We start from the raw sequence: 20438 nt of genomic DNA on the forward strand, positions 1-20438 counted from the left end.
GCCCTTGATGGTGTGGACCAGGCGGAAGATGTTATCCAGGATCTTGGCGTTGTTCGGCTCCTGCTCGAACTTCACCAACTGATTGTCGACGGTGTCCAGGCTCTCGCTGGTCTCCGTCAAAAACTCCCGCAACAGATCATCCATGAAAACAGGCCTTCATACAGGGAGCGCGCGCACGAGGCGTGATGCGCCATTTCGGAATGGGGCCAGCTTCACCGCAAAGCGTTTAATAATGGTTGAGTATGTGGAAAAGAACGGAATCAACAAAGAGATAAGGCGCTCCGGACAAGCCGAAGCGCCTCGTAAAGATTGGCTTAACCTCTGAGCGCGCGGCTCGCGCGTTTACGAAGCGGTAACGATGATCGCTTCGCCCTCCGGCTTGAGGGTGACGGTGAGCCCGCAGGCCTGCGCGAGCAGCCGCGTATAATAAGGCTGGATCGCGTGCGCATCCGCGGCAGGTCCCCGTTCGCCGCTCAGGAGTTCGGAGATGTTCTGCGGCAGGCGCGCATTGTGTCCGGTCGCGGTGATGCGGAAGCTCATCGCCTCGCCCTCCCCGATCGGATCGACCGTCAGCATGCCGCCGCGCGGTATGGTGTGCTGGGACACGACCAGCATGTTGAGCAGCAGCTTGACGCGATTCTTCGGCAGCAGCAGCCGCGGCAGATTCCAGGTGATCGAGCACTTGCCGTCCTCGATGTGCCCCTTCGCCATGGTCTGGGCGTCGCCGAGGTCGATCTGGGCGCCGGAGGAGCCGGCGGCACCGAAGGCGAGACGGCAGAACTGGAGGCGGGCGGAGGCGGTCTTGGCGCTCTTGCGAATCAGGTCGAGCGCGAACTCGCGGTCCTCCGGCTTGGGATCGTCGTCGAGCACTTCAAGCCCGTTGACGATGGCGCCGACGGGGCTGATGAGATCGTGGCAGACCCGCGAGCAAAGCAGCGCGGCGAGTTCGAGCATATCGGGAGCAGTAGCGGTCGCGGGCGACGAGGCGTCAGACATATAATGGGGTCCTGGAGGGTTCCTGGAATTGCACGGCGCTGGACGCCGCGAATCACGCATGCTTGACGGATGCTGCGGGTTCTAACATTCGCCAGCCGGTGGCAGCTAGCTTGCGATAGGTTCGAATCGGCCATAAAGGCTGCGGGCGAATCAACTGAGGGGGCGAGACTTGCTGATGAATGAGGCATGCAGGTGAGGATCATCGAGGCCGAGGCCGCATCCGGATTGATGGAGCCGCTCACCGCACTGGTCGTAAAGGCGGGCGAAGCGATCCTCGCCGTCAACCGCGCGGCGATGCGGGTCGACGGCAAGCAGGACGGCTCGCCGGTCACCGAGGCCGACCTCGCTGCCGACCGCATCATCGCCGACGGCCTGGCCCAGCTTGCGGGCGACGTCCCGACGCTGTCGGAGGAGCGGACCCAGCTCGCCTCGCCGCCGTTTCAGGGCAGCTTCTTCCTGATCGATCCGCTCGACGGCACCAAGGAATTCGTCGCCGGCCGCGACGAGTTCACCGTCAACCTGGCCCTGATCACACAGGGCGTTCCCTTGCTCGGCATCGTCAGCGCACCCGCGCTGGGACTGCTCTGGCGCGGGATCGTCGGCCGCGGCGCCGAGCGCGTGCGGTTTGACGGCGCCACCATCGGCGCCGCCGAGCCGATCCACACCCGCAAGCTGCCGGCGCAGGGCGAGCCCTGGGTCGCGGCGGTGAGCCGCTCGCATGGCGATCCCAAAAGCGAGGCGTTCATCGACAACAGGCCCAACGCGGTGAGAAAGACCTGTGGCTCGGCCGTGAAATTCGGCCGGATCGCGGAGGGCAGCGCCGACATCTATCCCCGGTTCGGGCCGACCTCGGAATGGGACGTCGGGGCCGGCTGCGCGGTCGTGACCGCGGCCGGCGGCAGGGTGACCGACGGCAAGGGCGGCGAGCTCCGCTTCGGCGAGCGGCGCGACACCGGCTTCATCATCCCGGAGTTCATCGCCTGGGGTGACCCGCAGGCGGTAGGTTGCTACTGACTGAGCTGCTCCTGCAGCGCCGGCCAGCGCTTGCCGACCTCATAGAGGAAGCGTTCGGGATCGGCGGCGAAGGCATCGCGATTGGCTTCCCGGCTGAACAGGTAGAGCCGCTGCGCCACGATCGCGAAGAAGCGGGGGTTGCCGGCGATGGTGACGCCGCGGGCGATGTCAGCTGGGTCATAGCCGCCGAACTGCGGACCATAGATCTCGGGATGGGCCAGGAAGGAGGCCCGGTTGCCCTCGTTCCGGAAGCGCCAGACCGCGCCCCAGAGGTTGGCCTCGAACTCGGCCGTGCCCTGCTCAGCGGCGCCGTCGACGAAATAGCCGACGGGGTCAAAACCCTCGATGGCGACGCCCGAGAAACGGTTGACGACGATCCGCTCGGTGGTGGCGGCCTGGACCGGCAACTCCGGGCAGGCGAACCAAATGCCCGCCAGCACGCAGGCGACCCGCCCGATCAAGGCAATTCCGGGGCGCAAAGGGCTATCTTCCTGCCGTTGTGCCGTCATAGTTGCTGCGGATAACATCCGAGTCGAGGGGACATCCGGCGCAACCTAGGGCCGTGCCTGTTGGCGTCAGGTTAAGGAAGCAACCGGATTCGATACCAGGGGTTCTTTTATGACTTTCGCATCACGCCTTGCTGCGCTCGCGCTTGCCGCCATGGTCGGCTGGATCGCGCCGGCCTCGGCCCAGCAGGCGCCGCCGCCCAACCTGCCGCCGCCGCAGCGGACCCCGACGCCCAACACCTATGGGCCGGACGAGCTGGTGACCGCCGGTCACCGCTTCTTCGGCAACGTCTCGCGCGGGCTTGCCTCGATCATCGAGAAGGCTGTCAGCCAGTGGGGCCTGCCGAACGGCTACATCCTGGGTGAGGAAGGCTCCGGCGCCTTCGTCGCGGGCCTGCGCTACGGCGAAGGCACGCTCTACACCAAGAACGCCGGCGACCTCCGCGTCTACTGGCAGGGTCCCTCGCTCGGCTTCGACTGGGGCGGCGATGGCGCACGCACCATGACGCTGGTCTACAATTTGCCTGCCACCAACGCGATCTACCAGCGCTTCGCCGGCATCGACGGCTCGGCCTATATCATCGGCGGCTTCGGCATGACCGCGCTCACCTCCAACAACATCGTGCTGGTGCCGATCCGCTCGGGCCTTGGCCTGCGGCTGGGCGCCAATATCGGCTACCTCAAATACACGCCGCGCGCGACCTGGAACCCGTTCTGAAGGCTCCCTCCCAACCTGTGACGGATCAAGGTTAACGACAGGCCGGGGCTGGCTTTTTGCCGGCCCCGCATGCATTGTCGTTGGTAAATTTTTCCTTAGCTTTGGGAGTTCTGGCCCATGGTCGAACCGATCATGTACCTGGCGATCGGTTTCCTGCTGGCGATGTTGTGCGGGCTGGCCATCGTGCCGCTGGTGCATAACCGCGCCGTGCGCCTGACCACGCGCCGGCTCGAGGCCGCCACCCCGCTGTCGATGGCGGAGATCCAGGCCGACAAGGACCAGCTCCGCGCCGAATTCGCCATGTCGGCGCGCCGGCTCGAGATGAGCGTCGAGCAGCTCAAGAACAAGACCACGAGCCAGCTCGCCGAGCTCGGCAAGAAGAGCGACGCCATCAACCGCATGAAGATCGAGCTGGGCGAGAAGAACGCCACGATCTTCGCGCTGGAGGCGCGCGAGAAGGCGGTGAAGGAACAGCTCCGCGCCACCGAAGAGGAGTTCGCCGCCAAGACGGAAAGCTTGCGCGCCGCCGAGAATGCGCTGACCGACAAGCAGCACGAGCTCGCCAAGATCAACTCCGAACTGTCCGACCGCTCGATGATGGCGGAGAGCCGCCAGGTCGAGCTGGTCGCGGTGCGCACGCAGATCGAGGAACTGAAGAACCGCGTCGGCGATGCCGAGAAGGAATTTGCCGCCACCCAGGCGCGTCTCGCGCAGGAGCGCACCGAATCCGAGACCGCCTCGCGCGAGCTCGGCGAGGCGCGCGGGCGGGTCGAGAATCTCGGCCAACGCGTCACCGAGCTCGATCGCCAGCTGATCGTGCAGGTCAAGGAGGCCGAGATGCTGTCCGGCCGCGTCGCCGACCTCGAGGGGCGCCTTGCCACGCAGGGCAAACTGCTCGCCGAGCGCGACTACGAGAACAACCAGCTGCGCCAGGCCAATGAGACTTCGGAACGCACCGTCAAGGAGCTGCGCGTCGAGATCGCGGCCTTGAGCGGCGGGAAGTCCTCCGCGGCAATGGAATCGCTGCGCGCGGAAAAGACCGCGCTGGAAGAGCAGCTCCGCTCCGCGCGCGACGAGCGCGCAAAACTCCAGCGCGACATCAACGCGATCCAGCAGCAGGCCGAGAGCTCCTGGGCAACCGAGCGGATGGAGAACGCGCTGCTGCGCGAGCGCATCAACGACATCGCCGCCGAGGTGGCAAAGCTCGCGATGCAGCTCGAGGGCCCCAACTCGCCGATCGAGGCGCTGCTGGCGGCCGAAGCCGGCCAGCCGCCGAAGCCCACGCCGCGCCCCGCCAACGACGCCGCGACCAATGGCGCGGCCGCAGCCACCCTGCCCGAGGGCGGCGGAACGCTGGCCGAGCGCATCCGCGCGCTCCAGGCCCACGCCTCCCGCGCCCGCCAGCAGGGCGCGTAAGAGGCCCGAAAAGGCGGTTTCCTCGGCAAATTGTATGACGAGCAAGGTTTTCCGGGCCCGAGGCGCCTGGAAACTTGACACCTCAAGCCCGCACTTCTAAATCGCGGGCTCCAATGCGTCGGCCGGCCGAAAGTCCGGCCGCCTGCGTGATGGTCCCGGGCGCATAGCTCAGCGGGAGAGCGTTCCCTTCACACGGGAGAGGTCCAAGGTTCGATCCCTTGTGCGCCCACCATCCATCCTCCTGAAGCCTGCCGGTTGCGGATGAATATCCAGGCCTGACGGCTGTTCGGCGTCGGCCAAATCAAAAATGTCGAAAACAACCCCATGCACAGTAGCCGACATCAGTCGGATCAATGGGTTGCGCATTTTCCGAATTCCGACTTTCTCCGTCGGGCAAAACAGGAGCATGATGGCATCATCCGGAAGAGGCCCACGCCGCAGGCTGAGCCGCGCGACCTTGCCTGCATCATCTCCCGTCGTCATTGCGAGCGCAGCGAAGCAATCCAGATATGTATCCGCGGAAAGACTCTGGATTGCTTCGCTGCGCTCGCAATGACGGAGCAATGGGTGAGACCGCGCCGATTGACGCGCACGCCACCTGAAGCCTCACACCGCCCGCTCCGGCCGCCAGGCCGCGTAGAGACCGACGAGGGTCCCGATGGCGACCAGGGCTGCTGCCAGCAGCACCTGCAATTGCCCGTCATCGGTGGGGCCGACGGACGACACGAGTCTGGTCACGACGACGAACAGAACGCCCACGGAGGCCGCCGCCCCCACGCAAAGATGGGCGAGCTCTCGCGTCAGGCTCCGGCCGAGAAGCCCGAGTGCCGTAAAATACATCGCACAAGCGTTGGGGTGCACGAACAAGGCAATGCGCGCGTAAGGGCCGTAGGTGTCGAGGAGGGATTCGCATCGGCTCAGTGCCGCTCTCGAGGCAACGCGCTGCAAAAGCGGCCTGAAGAAACGAGCCTGTCCGTAACTCAAGACGGCGCCCAGGATGATGGCCAGCCACGCCATGACAAAGACGGAGCCATCCGCGGATTTCGGATTGAGCGCCATGGACATCAGGATGAGCGCGGTTCCGGGAAAATAGCCGAAATACGGAAAGACCGACTCCAGCAGCACACAGGCGAACATGAAGACCGGAAACCACCATGAACCGGTCGCATCCTGAACGATGGCGTTCAAGTCGAACAAGCTCGTCCTGTACAGGACGAGGTACATGCACATGGCAAGGCCAGCCAGCGCGTAGAACGGCAAGGCTCCCGACAGAAACCGTCTCATCCAATCATCGCGCTTTGTTTGGCGGGTACTGCGGAGAGCATCCTAGGCAATCGATACAATCTCGATCTCCTGCGCGCCTGCTCCGACGACATCCCCCACCGCCTTCCCCATCAGCGATCTCGCGACCGGCGAGACGAACGAGATCGAGCCGGCCTTCGGATCGGCTTCGTCCTCGCCGACGATGCGATAGGTCTGCACGCGGCCGTCGGGGCGGCTGAAGGTCACCGTGCTGCCGAAGGCGACGATGTCGGTCGTGGCAGGATCGGGCATCACCTGTACCGTGCGCAGGCGTTCGGTCAGATAGCGGGCGTCCCGCAAGGGGACGGCCGATTGGCGGCGCTTCTCGTTGACGTCGTCGATGGCTTGCGCGGCCTCATAGGCCTCGCGCGCTTGTTGAAGCTGCGTCTGCAGGGCCTGCAGGCCGGCCTCCGTCACGAGGTTCGGATGGGGCGAGATCGGGCGATCCGGCAACAGCGTCTCGGACGCGGTCTCGGCGCTTTCTTCCTTGGTAAAGGCAACGCTCAATTCAAGAATCCTGTCGAACTGTCTAAAGCGCGATGAGATTTGGATGCATCGTCATCGCGCTTTGGGTTGTTGTTTACGCATGATCTTTCCGGAAAACCGCGTCGCACTTTTCCGGATCATGCTTTTAGCTGGCGCGCCGTGCGCCGCCGATCGCATCTGATTATATCTCAAGTGCGACGAAACGGCGGAGCTTGAAGACGAGATCCGGAATGGCCTGGCGGAACCGCGTCGCGTTCTGGAACGAGGTCGAGAACGGCGCGAAGGTGATCATCGCGTTCCAGTGCCGGTAGCCATAGACCGTGACGGAAACGCCGGTCGCCGGGAAATCCTCTATCTTGCGGAGCTCGCCGAGCACGAGATCGGCAATCGCTTCCGCCGGCAGCAATCGCCTGCCGTCCGGTGTCGTGGCGATCTTCACGGGCGGTTCGGCCGGCTTGATTGCAACGGGTGCGGTATCGGAAGCGGGATCGGACTGGGCCGGCGCCGGATCGGGGACGGACGCTGCAACCGGCTCAAATCCATGCGTCGGGTCCGATGGAACCTCGGTGAGCGGCGGCGGAGCAACGATGTCTGCGCGCTTGTTGCCTCCGAGGATGCTGCTGATCATGGCCACGAGGCCAGCATCCTTCACGTCGTCGCTCATAACTTCCCCCGGCACTCCCCTCGGCCTTGGCTTACCTTAGCACCGCTCCGGCAGACCGCCACAATGGATGTATGGTCGAATCAGCCTGGTCAGGGCCGTCATACGTTGGACGGCGGCGCGACGCCTCGTCGCGCCACACCGCGATCCGTCACTGCTTCTCGAACGGAATATATTGCTGGTACCGCTTCGGCACCGAGCTGCGATAGCGCGCGGGCACGGTGCCGGTGTCGATCGAATGATCGATCTCCTGCTGCCGGGTCATCTTCTTCTTCGCCGGCTTCTTCGATGCGCTTTTCTTGGAGTCGGATGGCTGGCTGGTGTCGGTGGTGGCGCCCGGCGCTGTCGTCGCGGCCGGCGCAGTGGTTGTCGCCGCAGGCGCTGTGGTCCCGCCGGCGGCCGGTGCGTTCTGCGCGAGAGCGAGCGATGATTGCGCAAGAAACGCCAGCGCTGCTGTCGCAGCCAGCAAATATGACCTTTGCATCAGAACCTCCAAAAATTGACCTGACCCGAATGAGGAAAAGCGTAGGCTTTCGGGCGTGGCGCGTGCAAGTCCGCCGACGGCAAGTCGCTTCACGGCAAGTCCGTTCACGGCAAGTCCGTTCACGGCAAGTCCGCTCACGATAGGTCGGAACCAGGTGGCGAACTGTGGCCGAGATCACATTGCTCGCCGTAGCTTGCTTCATCATAGACGCATGTTGAACGCGCCGCCCACTGCGGACACCAAGACGAGCACGACAAAGTGTCGGACAAGTCCCGGAACACGCAAGTTGAGCTGGTGTTCCTCATCCCATCGTTCCTCCAAGGAGACTGAAATGCGTCGCACCATCCTCACCCTCGCATCGTTCGCAGCGCTGATCGCGGTCGCATCCCCGGCAGCCCAGGCGCATCCTGCAAACGATCGATATTGCCTGCAGGGCCGCATCTGGGGCTATCCCGGCAACTGCCAGTTCGCGACCTATCAGCAGTGCCAGGCCTCCGCCTCCGGCACGTCGGCCTATTGCGGCATCAATCCGCGCTACGCGATCTCGCAGCAGCGCTATTACTGACGTGGTTGCGGCGTGCGCGCTGTTCGCGCGCGCCGCCACAATTTTCGCGTGAAGACGATCCGCCGCGCCGACGGCTCGGCGATTCGACACCCGATGAAGCTGCTCGCGCGCATCGATGACGAGAATGTTATCCGCCATCGCTCCGGGAAAATTTTGCAAAGCGCGGCCGCAGCTTGCTCGCAACACTCCACTTCGGAACGAGATCGATAGCGCGCACAGTGTGAAGCTGCAGCTTGTGGCGCGCCAAAATCCCTGATCTAGCTTCGCCTGCATATTCTGCTCTGAACAACTTTAGCTTTATTCGTTCCGTCGTGACTCTTTTCAGGGAGGTGTTTTCAATGAGCAGCCGCCACAGCATTGTCCCGCGCGGTCTGAACGCAACCCGTTCGCCGCTTTCGCAAGGCCGCTTCGGCCGCATGTTTCGCAAGCTCACTCCGGCAAAATTCGGCGCCAGCGACTCCGCCAACATCGCCAACCTTTCGGCACTGGCCGACAAGATGGTCGGCAAGTTCGATGCGCCCAAGGACGGACCGGACGCGGAGGAGAGCGGCATTCCCTCGCTCTACACCTATTTCGGCCAGTTCATCGACCACGACATCACCTTCGATCCGGTCAGCTCGCTGACCAGGCAGCAGGATCCCGACGGGCTCGTCGACTTCCGCACGCCGTCGTTCGATCTGGACAACGTCTACGGCCGCGGGCCGAACGACCAGCCCTACATGTATGACGGCATCAAGTTCCGGCTCGGCGAGAAGCTGAGCGGCACCGGCGTAGCCGACACCAACGACCTGCCGCGCTTCAAGGGCCGCGCGCTGATCGGCGATCCCCGCAACGACGAGAACAGCATCGTCTCGCAGTTCCAGGCCCTGATGCTGCGCTTCCACAACCGCATGGTCGACGACAATGACAGCCTGTCGTTCGAGGAGGTGCAGCAGCGCGTCCGCTTCCACTATCAATACGTCGTGCTCAACGATTTCCTGCCGCGCATCGTTCATGCCAGCGTGCTGGACGAATTGAAGACCTCAGGGCACTACGACCGCAGCAAGCTCGCTCACTACCACTGGAAGACCTATCCGTTCATGCCGGTCGAGTTCTCGGTCGCGGCCTACCGGCTCGGGCACTCCATGATCCGCCCCGGCTATCGGCTGAACGATGCGGACAACATGCTGCTGCAGATCTTCCCCGATCCGAACAATCCCGATCACAACGCACTAACGGGCTTCCGCGCCATGGGCCCGGGGCGCGCCATCGACTGGGGCCGCTTCATCGATCTCGACACGCGCGCTTACGGCGTCGAGGACGACGACACCAATCCCGACAACAAGCGGCGGCTGCAGTTCGCCTATCGCATCGACGCATCGCTGGTCGATCCGCTGCGCAAGCTGCCGCCGGAGGTCGCCTCCAATCCGTCGTCGCTGGCGCTGCGCAATCTCGAGCGTGGCTGGCGGCTCGGCCTGCCCTCGGGCCAGGCCGTCGCCAGGGCGATGAACCTGACGCCGCTGACCGACGATCAGATCATCATCGGCAAGGCCGTCGACGAGCCCGGACCGGACGATCCGCAAACCAAGATCGCAAACATTGCGAACGGCGTGTTCGCCGGCAATTGCCCGCTCTGGACCTACATCCTGGCCGAGGCGCGGCAATTCCAGACCGCCGTGACCATCCCCGCCACCGGTGCGCCGGCAGGCGGAATCAATACGCCGCAGCTCGGCCCCGTCGGCGGCCGCATCGTCGCCGAGGTCTTCCTCGGCATGCTGTTCGGCGACAATTCCTCCGTGCTGTCGCTCGACCCGCAATGGACGCCGGTGACGGGCTCAGGCTTCGCGCTGAAGGACCTCGTCGCCTACGCGCTCGGCCAGGGCGATCCGCTGCACTGAGCGTGTGACGGAAGATGATGGAGAGGCCACCCGCGTCATGCGGGCGGCCTTGTACTCGCTAGTCGCGTCCGGTCTTCTCCTGGAAGGCGACGTTGAAAACGACATGCATCATGGCGGCCTTGGGCCACAGCAGCCATTGCTGCCTCTACTCGATCACTTCATCTGCACGGGCGAGCAACGAGGGCGGTACGGTGAGTCCGAGTGCTTTGCTGGTCTTGAGATTGATAACGAGCTCGAATTTGGTCGGCTGCTCGACCGGCAGATCGGAAGGTTTGGCGCCCTTGAGGATCTTTCCCGCGTAGACCCCGACCAGGCGAAAGGCAGTCTTAAGGCTTGCTCCATAGCTGATCAGGCCGCCCGCAGCGGCGAATTCGCGCCATGCATAGATCGATGGAACGGCGCTGCGCGAGGCCAGCGCCACGATCTGCTCACGGTGGCTGCTCAAGAACGGGTCCGCGGCGACGACGAGCGCGTCAGGATGCAGTTGGACCAGGGCGGCGAAGGCGGCATCGATCTCGCTTTCGCTGCCGGCTCTCAGGACATGCAGCTGCAACCCCCTCGCGCGGGCCGCGTCTTGCACGTATCCGATGACACGCTCGGCAGTCGTAATGTTCGGGTTCACCAGCAAGGCGATCACCTGAGTCTGCGGAACCAGTTCACACAGCAGCTCAAGCCGCTTGGTCGTGAGCTCGTCGACGACAAAGGCGACTCCGGTGAGGTTGCCGCCCGGCCGGGCGAGGCTTTCGACCAGCCCGCCCCGGACCGGGTCGCCGCCACCTCTGAAAACGATCGGGATCGTCGAGGTTGCGTCTTTTGCCGCGAGCGCCGCAGGCGGGCTGCCCGCCATGATCAAATCGACCTTGCGCCTGACGAGATCGGCGGCCAACGCGGGCAGCCGATCATAATGGTCCTCTGCCCAGCGATATTCGATCGCAACGTTCTGACCCACGACGTAGCCGGCTTCGCGCAGTCCCTGGCGGAACGCCAATTGCGGGCCGGAATCCGGGTCGGGCGACCCGGTCACGAGGACGCCGATCACCGGCATCGCCTTCTGCTGCGCACGCGCAGCGAATGGCCACGTCGCTACCATGCCGCCTAGAAGCGTAATGAACTCGCGCCGTCTCATTGCCGCCTCCGAGGCTGAGAGCAGTGCATCGTAGCGGATCAAACGATCAGAGTTAAGGGATGTCCGAATGTCCGTTTCGGGGTCATAAGCAGTCGCTGCTGGCCGAGCGGAGCGACTTCCGCCTTGTCCTCGAAATCCGACGTTGACGAGCACACGCCCTAATGCGCAGCAGCCGCGAGACCGCTCTCGGCGAGCCGCGCCGCGAACCAGCGCGTCAGCGGGTCGTCGACGAGACCGCTGACATAGACCTCCGACATCGTCACATGCTGCCTGTCCAGCACCAGCAGCACGCCGATCCAGTAGGGAAACCAGACATGCACATCGGTGAGCGCCCTCAGCTTGTGCTGGTCGTGCTCCAGCGGCGTGTGATTGCTCGCCTTGCGGATCTCCACCGTGAGCAGGTTGTTGGGAATCTCGCGCTGGTGCACGGCGACGTCGGGGTAGATCGACTTGCCCAGATGATCGTCCGTGGAGATGATGGTGCCGTGCGGCAGATGCAGCGTGCGTTCGCCGAGCCGGTCGTAATTACAGTCGACGGCCCAGCCCGAGAACTGGCGCTCCAGATACACGGCGAAGCGATGCGTGATCGCACGCTCGCCGATGTCCTTCTCGAACAAAAATCCTTCGTGGGCGTAGAAGTCCCGGAGCGCCGCGATCACCTTGTTCAGCTCGGTCTGCATCGTGCCTCCGCAGCAGCGCGCGCCTCACTCTCAGTGTCGTCCCGGCGCAGGCCGGGACCCATACCGCGAGGTCTATCGAGTGCGCGCAGTGCGCGTACCGGACCCCGAATCTTCGCCAAACCTCTCCCTGGGGTTATGGGTCCCGGCTTTCGCCGGGACGACGTGAGGAGAGAGCTTGGCCAACCAACGCCTTACATCTGGACTTCGATCAGCCGCGGCCCGGGCTCGGCGACGGCCTCAGCCAGCGCCTTGTTGAACTCGTCGGCATTGGTGACGGCTCGGCCGGGCACGCCCATGCCCTTGGCCAGCGCGACGAAATCGAGCGTCGGACGATCGAGCCGGAGCATGTCGTTGGCGCGCTGGCCGGGCTCGCCGGCGCCGACATTGTCGAACTCGCCGCGCAGGATCTGGTAGATACGGTTGGCGAACACGATGGTGACGATGTTGAGGTTCTCGCGCGCCTGGGTCCACAGCGACTGGATGGTGTACATCGCGCTGCCGTCACCGACCATGGTGATCACCTTGCGGTCCGGGCAGGCGATCGCCGCGCCGATCGAGAGCGGCGTCGAGAAGCCGATCGAGCCGCCCATGTTCTGCAGCCAGTCATGCGGCGCGGCCGCCGCCGTCGGCGGGAAGAAGCCGCGGCCGGTGGTGAGGGATTCGTCGACCATGATCGCGTTCTCGGGGATCGCACAGGCAATCGCCTGCGCGATCGAGGCGAAGGTCAGCGCGCCGGTCGGCTTGGCCAGCTCAGCCAAGGCCTGCGGCTTGACGTCCCTGGCGCTCGCCTTCACGGCGCCGGCCAGCGCTTCCAGAGCTGCGACCGAATTCTCGCCCCAGGAGGTCATGCGATGCACCTCGCAGCCCTCGGGCTTGAGCATGCTCGGCTTGTTCGGATAGGCGAAGAACGCCACGGGATCGTCGGACTCGACCAGCACGATGTGACGGAACTTCGCCAGCATCGGCAGCGCATTCTCGATCACGTAGTGGATGCGGTCGATCGAGAAGCGGCCGCGGCCGCGCGCCATCTTCGGGCGGAAGGTCGGGCCCATCACGGTGCAGCCGGTCTTGCCCGCGATGCGTTCGGCGAGCGCCAGGCCCTGCTCGCTGAGGGCGCTGCCGGTCATCAACAGCAGCGTGCCCTCGCCGTCACCGTGCAGGATTTTTGCGGCCTTCTCGACCGCCTGCGGCGAATAGCTGGCGCGCTGCTGCTCGGCCGGCACCTCGGCGATGCCGTCGGCCTCGTTCCAGGCGGTGTCGGCGGGCAGGATCAGGGTGGCGATCTGCGGCGGCGCGCTTTTCGCGGCGGCAATCGCCGCAGCACCATCGGCGGCAACCGATTTGGAATTCGGCGAGGTCCGGACCCAGGACGACATCGGCCGGGCCAGGCCCTCGATGTCGGAGGTCAGCGGCGCGTTATAGTCGATGTGGTAGACGGCATGCTGGCCGACGATGTTGACGATGCCGGAATTGGCCTTCTTGGCGTTGTGCAGATTGGCAAGGCCGTTGGCGAGGCCGGGGCCGAGATGCAGCAGGGTCGAGGCCGGCGTGCCCTTCATGCGGAAATAGCCGTCGGCGGCGCCGGTCACCACGCCTTCGAACAGGCCGAGCACGCAGCGCATGCCGGGCACGCGGTCGAGCGCTGCGACAAAATGCATCTCGGAGGTGCCGGGGTTGGTGAAGCAGACGTCGACCCCACCCTTGACCATCGTCCGCACCAGGCTTTCCGCACCATTCATTCGTTTTTCTCCCGCAACCAACGACTTCGAGTGATCCATCCGACCAATCATTGTTCGCAGGCCTCGTCAAAGCAATAGGGGGCATCGCGGCCCTGCCCCGCGCGAGGATGCGCTGGTTTGGCTAACGCCCCGTTCCGACGGAATCGGAACGGGGCGTTAGATTCTTGTTTTGACGCGTTTTCTTTATGCGAACCGGTATCCACTTCGCTTGAAAACGCTCTGTCGCTTTCCGGCAAATTGCCCCGGTTGCCGATTTGGTAACGTCAATCGTTAAGCATGGCCTGCCTCACGGGGGCGTGGCTTGCGGAAAGCCCGCAAATATGGCCTGTGACCTCAGTTGAATCGATTTTTTTCCGGGGGAAACAATGATCCGGTTTTTTGCCGCGCCGCTTGCCGCCATCGCACTTTTGACCGCCACGGCCGGCGGCGCGCTCGCCGAGGAGTTCGACTCGCGCGACATCATGGGCGGCGGCCCGAACTTCTTCCGCGGCGGCGCGAGCCCGATCCCCCGCTCCACCGTCATGTACAACGGCAATTACGCCCCCGGCACGATCGTGGTGAACACGTCCGAGCGGCGGCTCTATCTGGTGCTCCAGAACGGCCAGGCGCTGCGTTACGGTATCGGCGTCGGCCGCGACGGCTTCCGCTGGGGCGGGGTGCACAGGATCACCGCCAAGAAGGAATGGCCGGACTGGACGCCGCCGTCGCAGATGCTGGCCCGCCGGCCCGACCTGCCGCGCCACATGAAGGGCGGTATCGAGAATCCGCTCGGCGCCCGCGCCATGTATCTGGGATCGACGCTCTACCGCATCCACGGCTCCAACGAGCCGGAGACGATCGGCCAGGCCGTCTCCTCGGGCTGCTTCCGCATGACCAATGACGACGTCACCGACCTCTACAGCCGCGTCTCGGTCGGCACCACCGTGGTGGTGCTGAACAACTGATCGGCCACAGCAGGAACCTGCGGGGCGCGTGAATTTGCGGTCTTGCGCGCGCGACGCGAATACGGCAGCGTCGCACAACGATGAGCGCATTGGACCCGCCTTCGCCCGGCCTTCGCATCGCCCTGCTGGCGCTCGCAACGCTCACCTGCGTACCTGACACCGCTACCATGGCCGTCGCGGGCGAACTGCCCGCGGTCGCCTCGCGCCAGCGCGCCGAGAAGAAGAGCTTTTCCGACAACGAGATCGTCGAGGGTTTTCTCAAGACCGCGTTCGGCGCCGAATATCACCTCGCCGGCCGCGTCGACCGCATTCGCAAATTCGACGGGCCGGTGCGCGTGTTCGCCGAGAGCGACCGCACCGATCGCAAGGCGCAGCTGGCAAAAGTCGTCGCCGACATCGGCAAGCGCGTGCAGCATCTCGACATCGCCATGATCGACAGCAGCGAGGCGGCGAATGTGCGGGTCAAGCTGGTGCGCGACCGCGATCTGTTCCGCACCCTCACCAGCTTCTACGGCGCGGAGAAGGCGCGCGAGATCCGCACCTCGCTCGACCCGCAATGCCTGTCCGGCTTCCGCAAGAACGACAATTTCGAGATCGAGCATTCCGACGTCATCCTCACCGTCGACAACGGCGATTTCACCTTCCTCGACTGCGCCTATGAGGAGCTGTTGCAATCGCTTGGGCCCATCAACGACACCACGAGCGTGCCCTGGACCATGTTCAACGACAACGTCTCGATGGGCTATTTCGACGTCTACGACCAGTACATCCTCAACCTGCTCTACGATCCCCGCATCAAGCCCGGCATGACCGTGCCGGAAGTCAAGGCCGTGCTGCCGCAAGTGCTCGCAGATGTGCGCAGCTGGGTGAAGCGGGTGAACGATCTGAAGGAGTGAGACGCCACTGACACGCTCAGGCTGCGCAAAATGCCACATGCGATGACCCTCCCCAGGGAGGGTCAGCAAGGCGTCCTGTCTCGCAGCACATTTGCCTTCGAGCGCGCCCTCACGCCTTCCTTGCTTTCGTCATCAGAAACTGCTGGCGCATCACGTTGTTGCCGGCGTCGAAATACTCCGAGATCAACGCCTCGAACTCGGCACGGAAGCTGCTGAGCTTGTCCGGCTCGTCCTTGTACTGGGCGACGAGCTTGATCAAAGGCCCGATCGTCGCTTCCATGGTGCAGCGGAAATGCTGCGGGCTGAGTGTGGACGGCGTCATCATGTCCATCTCGAACGAGATTTCCTTCGTCTTCCCCGCGAGACGCTCGGCGACGATTTTCGGATCGCCCCACAACACCGGTGATGCGACTCCCTCGGGCGGCGGCAGATGGCGGCCGACCAGCGCGAACATGCGGCCGACGTAGAGATGCGGCGGCCAGGTGGAGAAGGCGATGGTGCCGCCGGGCTTCAGCACGCGCAGCATCTCGCCGATGGCGACGTCCGGACGCGGCGCGAACATATGGCCGAACTGGCTGAGCACCACGTCGAACTCGTTGTCGCCGTAGGGCAGGCTTTCGGCGTCGCCGTCGACGAAGTCGACATCGAGATTCGCCAGCCCTGCGTGCTCGCGGGCGCGCTCGATCAGAACCGGCGAGAGGTCGAGACCCCTGACCTTCGCACCGCGGCGCGCGGCTGTGATCGCGACAACGCCGGTGCCGCATCCGACGTCGAGCAGCTTTTGGCCGGCGGCAACGCCGGCAAAACCGACCAGCTTGGCCGCGGCCGGAGTCGTGAAAACCTCCATCGGCGTGAACAGCGACCAGGCTTCCTTCTGGATGGCCTTGAAACCTGCAAACGGATCCTGCGCGGTCATGGAACTCTTCCTTTGCTCGAGGTCGATCTTCATGAGGCTGGCGAGGAAGGCCCAAGGTTCAACGCGCTCGGGCCACAAGCTCAACAGATCGGCCTTATTGCACGAGATCGGCTACGGTCGTTGCCGCCTTCAGGCCCGTGCCGGTGAGGACCGCGACCGTGGTCTCGTTGGCCTTGACGGCTCCAGCGGCGGACAGTTTTTCCAGCGCCGCCGCGGCGCTGGCACTGGTCGGCTCGGCGAACAGGCCCTGCCGCGCAAGACGGCGCAGCGCAGCGACGATCTCGTCCTCGGTGAGCGCGACGGTGCCGCCGCCGCTCTCACGCAAGGCGGCGATGATCTCGCGCAGGCGCAGGGGGTTCTTGATCGCGGTGCCTTCGGCAATGGTCTTGTGCACCTCGCGCGCGACGGGCGTGTCGACACCGGCCCTGAAGCTCGCATCGATCGGCGAGCAGTTTTGCGGCTGCGCCGCGAACAGGCGCGGCAGCTTCGAGATCTGCCCGGCTTTCAAAAGCTCGCGGAAGCCGAAGGCGCATCCCAAGAGGCTGCTGCCGGCGCCGACGGGAACGATGACGTTGTCGGGCGCGCGGAAGCCGAGGTCCTCCCAGATTTCATAGGCGAGCGACTTGGTGCCTTCGAGGAAGAACGGCTGCCAATTGTGGCTGGCGTAGAAGGTCTGGGTCGACTGCCGGATGGCCTCGGCTTCCGATTCCTCGCGCGGGCCTTCGACGAGCTGCACCGTCGCGCCGTAAGCACGCACCTGCGCGATCTTCGCCGGCGACGTCGAGGCGGGCGCCAGGATCTTCACGCGTAGGCCGCCGGCGGCACCGAGCCCCGCCATCGACGAGCCGCCATTGCCGGACGAGTCCTCCAGGATGGCGTCCACACCGATCTGCCGCAGGAAGGACAACATCACCGCCGAGCCGCGGTCCTTGAAGCTGCCGGTCGGGTTGAACCATTCGAGCTTGAACAACGGGCGCAGCTCGCCCCAGGCCTGTTGGATCAGCGGCGTGCAGCCTTCACCGAGCGTGATGGGCTTCTTGATCTCGACCGGGAGCGCTGCCCGGTAGCGCCAGAGCGAGCGCGCGCTTCTATCGATGTCCTCGCGCGAGATCCCTGCCCCCGGCGTCACCAGCAGCGGCCTGCGCTCGTCCGAGCACCAGCGCGGCTGGTCGAGGGGATAGAGCTTTCCGTTGCGGGGGTCGATGTAGGCGGCGGTGGGCATTGGCGGTCTCCAGGGCGATCCGCTCGATATGTCCGAATATGCAGCTTTTATCCAGCCGCCTGTTTCGAGGGCGTAGCGACACCCCTTCAAAAATTCGAACAATTACATAGATATAGGGCACATTCCGGTGCTGTTCGTCGATCCGGACGAGCAGGAGGGCGCCGCTGGCCGCCCCGCACGATTAACTTGTCTGTCGTGCCTCGCCGCTACAATATGTTGGATTGAGCTTGCGCCGCCGGTGGTCCGCACCGGCAACGCAAGCGAGCCAGGCCCGTCCGAGCGGCGGGCCGTTGGCTTTTTGGGAGCCTGGACATGAGCCGCGCGAACCGTACCGACCACATCCGCCTGACCTCCCATCCGGAGCCGGGCCGGAAGGCCGCCTTTCCGATCCACTGGGGTGCAGCCGACGCGCGCGCCCGCGGGCCGATCATCGGCACGGTGTCGCGTGCCGGGGACCGCAACGTGATCGGCAGCCATGGCGGATCCTACGCGATGTACCGCGCGCTCGCGGTGTCCGCCGGCGCGCTCGATCCGATTCGCAGACCCGACCTCACCAACACCTTTCCGGCGGCGACCATCGGGCCGTTCGAGCAGTGGCGCGATCCCGCAAAAATCGTCGCGCTCGATCCCTGGGGGCATCTCGTTGCGGAAAACTTCCGCCAGGAGATCGCTGAGGGCGCCGATATCCGCCCGAGCATCGCGGTGACGCGGGCACGGCTGGACCTGCCGGAGATCCGGGAAGCGCTGGCGGCAAAGCGGCTGCGCGCCGACGGTGAGGTCGTGCACGCCAATGGCAGCGTCTCGGTGGTGAAGATCGCGATCGATCCGGTCTGGTACCTGCCGGGCCTTGCGGAACGCTTCGGCACCGGCGAGACCGAGCTGCGGCGCACGCTGTTCGAGCAGACCGCCGGCATGTTCCCCGAGCTGGTGACCCGGCCGGACCTGAAGGTGTTTTTGCCACCGATCGGCGGCACCACCGTCTACATGTTCGGTGACGTCACCAAGCTCCCGGACCATCGCACAAAAATCACCTGCCGCGTGCATGACGAGTGCAACGGCTCCGACGTGTTCGGCTCCGACATCTGCACCTGCCGGCCCTACCTGATCCACGGCATCGAGGAATCCGCGCGTGGCGCACAGGAGGGCGGGCTCGGGCTCGTGGTCTATAACCGGAAAGAAGGCCGTGCGCTCGGCGAGGTCACCAAATTCCTGGTCTACAATGCGCGCAAGCGCCAGGAGGACGGCGACGCGGCCGCAGCCTATTTCGAGCGGACCGAATGCGTCGCAGGCGTGCAGGATGCGCGCTTCCAGCAGCTGATGCCCGACACCATCCACTGGCTCGGCCTCAAGCGCATCGACCGCTTCCTGTCGATGAGCGACATGAAATACGACGCGCTGACCTCGCAAGGCATCGACATCGTCGAGCGTGTGCCGATCCCGCCCGAGCTGATCCCGGCCGACGCCTATGTCGAGATCGCCGCGAAGAAGGCCGCCGGCTATTACTCGACCGACATTGCGCCGGAGAAGGACGTCAACGGCGTGGTCGGGCGTTCGCTGGAAAAATACTGATCGCGATGACGGAGAGTTTGGAACTGCAGGCGCGCTCGCTGCTCACCGCAAAGGCGGTGCGGGCGCGCGCCGGGCAGATGCTCGAGCTTGGCCTTGCCGGCGGGCTCAGCCATTTCACTGTTGATCTCGGCCGCATGGATGGCGTTGCCGAGGCCGTGCTCGCGGTCACGCGAAAAGCCTATCCGACGCTGGATGTCCCCTTCCACGCGCGCTGGCGGCACTTTGTGCTTGGCGGCGTCGACCGCTGGGCGCGGCTTGCGGACGCTGCATCATGGCCGGATCGCGCCGCGCGGGCACGCGCTGAGTTCGATCTTGCGATCGTCTCCGTGCTGCTCGATGCCGGCGCCGGCGCTGCGTGGCGATACCGCGATGCCGTGACGGGCGAAGCGATCGGCCGCTCCGAGGGGCTTGCGATTGCGAGCCTCGACATGTTCGCGAGCGGGCTCTTCTCCGGCGATGCGCGCGCGCCGTTCAGAGCCGATGCGGATGTACTTGCAAAGCTGCCCCTCGCCGCCCTCACCTCCGCCTTTCAGGGGAGCGATGCCAATCCGCTGCTCGGACTTGAGGGACGCACCGACCTGCTGCGACGCCTGGGGAAGCAGGTCTCGGAGCGGGCGGACGTGTTCGGCCTGCACGACACGCCGCGGCCGGGCGGGCTGTTCGATCACATCGCGGCGCAAGCCGTCGGCGGTGCTGTCGCTGCGCCCGCCATCCTGTCCGCTGTGCTGAACGAGCTTGGGCCGATCTGGCCGTCGCGGCTCGAGCTCGCGGGCGTCCCGCTCGGCGATTGCTGGCGGCATCCGGCGATTAGGGCGGACGACGGAACGGCGAGTCTCGTTCCCCTGCACAAGCTGTCGCAATGGCTGAGCTACTCGCTGATCGAGCCGCTGCAGCGCGCCGGATTTGCAGTCACGGACATCGACGGGCTGACCGGCCTTGCCGAATATCGCAATGGCGGCCTGTTCGTCGATCACGAGGTGCTGCGCCTGCGCGATGCTGCCGACGCCGAGCGTGCGCATGCGGTGGATTCGCTGCTCGTCGTGGAATGGCGCGCACTGACGGTTGCGCTGCTCGACAGGCTCGCCGAGCTGGTTCGCATCAAGCTCGGCCGCACGAGCGAGACCTTGCCGCTCGCCAGCATTCTCGAAGGCGGCAGCTGGGCCGCGGGCCGCGCCATTGCGTTCGCGCGCCGGCCCGATGGTTCGCCGCCGCTCAAGGTGATCAGCGACGGCACGGTGTTTTAACCCTCTCCCCTTGTGGGCTACGACATTCACACTTCTCGGAAGGCTTGTGGCCGGGCTCGGAAGCTGACTCTCTATGG

22 protein-coding genes and 1 tRNA gene are annotated in these 20438 nt (G+C 65.0%); 11 read left to right on the forward strand and 12 right to left on the reverse strand.

Annotation, left to right across the window (positions count from 1 at the left end; translation table 11 throughout):
* Both JQ592_RS37525 and chpT read right to left on the reverse strand, forming a co-directional pair.
* The coding region (locus JQ592_RS37525) for an Hpt domain-containing protein (protein ID WP_211407755.1) at positions 1–144 on the reverse strand (144 nt) is incomplete at its 3' end.
* A gap of 198 nt (positions 145–342) precedes the next feature.
* Complete coding sequence (gene chpT, locus JQ592_RS37530; RefSeq protein WP_211407734.1) at positions 343–996, reverse strand: histidine phosphotransferase ChpT; 654 nt, start codon at positions 994–996, stop codon at positions 343–345.
* Positions 997–1182: 186 nt separating this feature from the next.
* Between chpT and JQ592_RS37535 the strand changes: the two genes are divergently transcribed.
* Entirely contained in the window at positions 1183–2010 is an 828-nt protein-coding gene (locus JQ592_RS37535; protein ID WP_211407735.1) for a 3'(2'),5'-bisphosphate nucleotidase CysQ family protein, read from the forward strand.
* On the opposite strand, the gene JQ592_RS37540 is transcribed toward JQ592_RS37535, so the two are convergent.
* On the reverse strand, positions 2004–2489 hold the full coding sequence (locus JQ592_RS37540) for a YHS domain-containing (seleno)protein (RefSeq protein WP_211407736.1): 486 nt from the start codon (positions 2487–2489) through the stop codon (positions 2004–2006). The genes JQ592_RS37535 and JQ592_RS37540 overlap by 7 nt on opposite strands.
* 139 nt (positions 2490–2628) lie before the next feature.
* On the opposite strand from JQ592_RS37540, the gene JQ592_RS37545 reads away from it, so the two are divergent.
* The 3 genes from JQ592_RS37545 (at position 2629) to JQ592_RS37555 (ending at position 4882) form a co-directional block, all read left to right on the forward strand.
* Positions 2629–3234: a DUF1134 domain-containing protein gene (locus tag JQ592_RS37545; protein ID WP_211407737.1), complete on the forward strand. Its 606-nt coding sequence runs from the start codon at positions 2629–2631 to the stop codon at positions 3232–3234.
* A 117-nt stretch (positions 3235–3351) separates the two neighbouring features.
* Positions 3352–4650 carry a hypothetical protein gene (locus tag JQ592_RS37550; RefSeq protein ID WP_211407738.1) on the forward strand — a complete coding sequence of 433 codons (1299 nt, stop codon included), beginning with the start codon at positions 3352–3354 and terminating at the stop codon, positions 4648–4650.
* Positions 4651–4807: 157 nt separating this feature from the next.
* A tRNA-Val gene (locus JQ592_RS37555) sits at positions 4808–4882 on the forward strand.
* A 374-nt stretch (positions 4883–5256) separates the two neighbouring features.
* Here JQ592_RS37555 and JQ592_RS37560 read toward each other — a convergent pair.
* The 4 genes from JQ592_RS37560 to JQ592_RS37575 form a co-directional block, all read right to left on the reverse strand.
* Entirely contained in the window at positions 5257–5934 is a 678-nt protein-coding gene (locus tag JQ592_RS37560) for a hypothetical protein (protein WP_211407739.1), read from the reverse strand.
* Positions 5935–5976: 42 nt separating this feature from the next.
* Positions 5977–6459 carry a transcription elongation factor GreA gene (gene greA / locus JQ592_RS37565; RefSeq protein WP_211407740.1) on the reverse strand — a complete coding sequence of 161 codons (483 nt, stop codon included), beginning with the start codon at positions 6457–6459 and terminating at the stop codon, positions 5977–5979.
* A gap of 160 nt (positions 6460–6619) precedes the next feature.
* Positions 6620–7102, reverse strand: a complete 483-nt coding sequence (locus tag JQ592_RS37570; RefSeq protein WP_211407741.1) for a hypothetical protein — start codon at positions 7100–7102, stop codon at positions 6620–6622.
* Positions 7103–7250: 148 nt separating this feature from the next.
* Entirely contained in the window at positions 7251–7583 is a 333-nt protein-coding gene (locus JQ592_RS37575; protein WP_211407742.1) for a hypothetical protein, read from the reverse strand.
* Between the two features lie 331 nt (positions 7584–7914).
* On the opposite strand from JQ592_RS37575, the gene JQ592_RS37580 reads away from it, so the two are divergent.
* The 3 genes from JQ592_RS37580 to JQ592_RS37590 all read left to right on the forward strand — a co-directional run bounded on the left by JQ592_RS37580 (position 7915) and on the right by JQ592_RS37590 (position 10025).
* Positions 7915–8148 (forward strand): DUF3551 domain-containing protein, encoded by a 234-nt coding sequence (locus JQ592_RS37580; protein ID WP_211407743.1) that lies wholly within the window; start codon positions 7915–7917, stop codon positions 8146–8148.
* A 48-nt stretch (positions 8149–8196) separates the two neighbouring features.
* Complete coding sequence (locus tag JQ592_RS37585) at positions 8197–8358, forward strand: hypothetical protein (RefSeq protein ID WP_211407744.1); 162 nt, start codon at positions 8197–8199, stop codon at positions 8356–8358.
* A gap of 128 nt (positions 8359–8486) precedes the next feature.
* Positions 8487–10025: a peroxidase family protein gene (locus JQ592_RS37590; protein WP_211407745.1), complete on the forward strand. Its 1539-nt coding sequence runs from the start codon at positions 8487–8489 to the stop codon at positions 10023–10025.
* 145 nt (positions 10026–10170) lie between these two features.
* Here JQ592_RS37590 and JQ592_RS37595 read toward each other — a convergent pair whose 3' ends face one another.
* The 3 genes from JQ592_RS37595 to JQ592_RS37605 all read right to left on the reverse strand — a co-directional run bounded on the left by JQ592_RS37595 (position 10171) and on the right by JQ592_RS37605 (position 13570).
* On the reverse strand, positions 10171–11151 hold the full coding sequence (locus JQ592_RS37595) for an ABC transporter substrate-binding protein (protein WP_211407746.1): 981 nt from the start codon (positions 11149–11151) through the stop codon (positions 10171–10173).
* A 158-nt stretch (positions 11152–11309) separates the two neighbouring features.
* Positions 11310–11831 carry a hypothetical protein gene (locus JQ592_RS37600; RefSeq protein WP_211407747.1) on the reverse strand — a complete coding sequence of 174 codons (522 nt, stop codon included), beginning with the start codon at positions 11829–11831 and terminating at the stop codon, positions 11310–11312.
* Between the two features lie 191 nt (positions 11832–12022).
* Entirely contained in the window at positions 12023–13570 is a 1548-nt protein-coding gene (locus JQ592_RS37605; RefSeq protein WP_211407748.1) for an acetolactate synthase large subunit, read from the reverse strand.
* Between the two features lie 365 nt (positions 13571–13935).
* On the opposite strand from JQ592_RS37605, the gene JQ592_RS37610 reads away from it, so the two are divergent.
* Both JQ592_RS37610 and JQ592_RS37615 read left to right on the forward strand, forming a co-directional pair.
* Positions 13936–14514: a L,D-transpeptidase gene (locus tag JQ592_RS37610; protein WP_211407749.1), complete on the forward strand. Its 579-nt coding sequence runs from the start codon at positions 13936–13938 to the stop codon at positions 14512–14514.
* A gap of 80 nt (positions 14515–14594) precedes the next feature.
* Entirely contained in the window at positions 14595–15410 is an 816-nt protein-coding gene (locus JQ592_RS37615; protein WP_211407750.1) for a DUF2927 domain-containing protein, read from the forward strand.
* Between the two features lie 109 nt (positions 15411–15519).
* Here the strand turns inward: JQ592_RS37615 and JQ592_RS37620 are convergent, their stop codons facing one another.
* Positions 15520–16326: a class I SAM-dependent methyltransferase gene (locus JQ592_RS37620; protein WP_211407751.1), complete on the reverse strand. Its 807-nt coding sequence runs from the start codon at positions 16324–16326 to the stop codon at positions 15520–15522.
* 94 nt (positions 16327–16420) lie between these two features.
* Positions 16421–17548, reverse strand: coding sequence for a threonine synthase (locus tag JQ592_RS37625; RefSeq protein WP_211407752.1), 1128 nt, complete (start codon positions 17546–17548; stop codon positions 16421–16423).
* A gap of 312 nt (positions 17549–17860) precedes the next feature.
* Between JQ592_RS37625 and JQ592_RS37630 the strand changes: the two genes are divergently transcribed.
* Together JQ592_RS37630 and JQ592_RS37635 are read left to right on the forward strand one after the other, a co-directional pair.
* Positions 17861–19117: a GTP cyclohydrolase II gene (locus tag JQ592_RS37630; protein ID WP_211407753.1), complete on the forward strand. Its 1257-nt coding sequence runs from the start codon at positions 17861–17863 to the stop codon at positions 19115–19117.
* A gap of 5 nt (positions 19118–19122) precedes the next feature.
* Positions 19123–20361 (forward strand): URC4/urg3 family protein, encoded by a 1239-nt coding sequence (locus JQ592_RS37635; protein WP_211407754.1) that lies wholly within the window; start codon positions 19123–19125, stop codon positions 20359–20361.
* Positions 20362–20438: the final 77 nt, after the last annotated feature.

The organism is Bradyrhizobium iriomotense (genome assembly GCF_018129405.1).
In the GTDB taxonomy this organism is placed as follows: Bacteria; Pseudomonadota; Alphaproteobacteria; order Rhizobiales; family Xanthobacteraceae; genus Bradyrhizobium; species Bradyrhizobium iriomotense_B.